Below are 890 nucleotides of genomic sequence, written 5' to 3'. Positions count from 1 at the left end.
CTGTCCGGCCTTGCGAAAGGAGAATACAGGTGAAACTATTGTTACAATAATAATTATTATAAAATATGTATATGAAAAATATATTCAAAATGATGTTACTGCTCACTATGGCATTATTTATGTCATGTGGAGACGACGATGAAGTGAAGCTTCCTGATACGAAGGATGTAAATTATGCGAATATTGCAGGGACTTGGCGATTGAGTGAATGGAATGGAGAAAAGATAGACGGTGATACACGATACTATTATATCAAGTTTGACCGGAAAGAGAAAGACGGAAAACGTTCTTATACCATTTATACAAACCTCAACAGTGCTACGTCCCAGCAAATTCCCGGCTCCTTTACTCTGAATAAAGAGGAGGATTACGGAGATGTTATTAGCGGTACTTATTATTACCAGCTTGATACGGACGATGAATGGGAATATTCATATATCGTTTCGGGGTTAACTGATATTTCAATGGTATGGACTGCTAAAGAGGATATGGGGGAAATAAAAGTTTATACTCGATGTGAGGATATACCATCAGATATCTTAACCGGAACACGAACTTCATTCTAATCTTGATACTTTTAGTATCTTTTATAATAAAACCGTTTAAGTCAGTTTCTTGCACTTAAACGGTTTTGTTTTTGTATTAATCTTCAGTAGTACAGATTATATATAAAAAAACGAAGATTTATTTGGAAATAATATTGAAACTCTTTATCTTTGCATTGAATTTATAATTGTAATGAATACAACTTTGAAAGAAAGGGAAGATAATGAAGCCATACGATCGATTATTAGAACATAATATCAAGCCGTCCATGCAGCGTATCGCTATCATGGAATATCTGATGGATAATCCGATTCATCCATCAGCTGATGATATATATACTGCAC

Annotated in this window: 1 protein-coding gene and 1 pseudogene; both read left to right on the top strand. The window is 34.3% G+C overall.

Annotated features, from left to right (window positions below):
• Window positions 1–71 precede the first annotated feature (71 nt).
• On the top strand, window positions 72–566 hold the full coding sequence (locus AB5935_RS26750) for a lipocalin family protein (RefSeq protein WP_224440799.1): 495 nt from the start codon (window positions 72–74) through the stop codon (window positions 564–566).
• A 203-nt stretch (window positions 567–769) separates the two neighbouring features.
• Window positions 770–890 (top strand): annotated as a pseudogene (locus tag AB5935_RS26745) (transcriptional repressor); the annotation flags it as partial.

The organism is Phocaeicola sp. RTP21198st1_B8_RTP21198_201120 (genome assembly GCF_040929485.1).
Lineage (GTDB): Bacteria > Bacteroidota > Bacteroidia > Bacteroidales > Bacteroidaceae > Phocaeicola > Phocaeicola dorei.
This window is presented reverse-complemented; position numbering and strand designations above follow the sequence as displayed.

Bases quoted from the DNA above. Each gene is read 5' to 3' on its own strand.
- AB5935_RS26750 (WP_224440799.1), top strand. From the start codon at position 72: ATGAAAAATATATTCAAAATGATGTTACTGCTCACTATGGCATTATTT.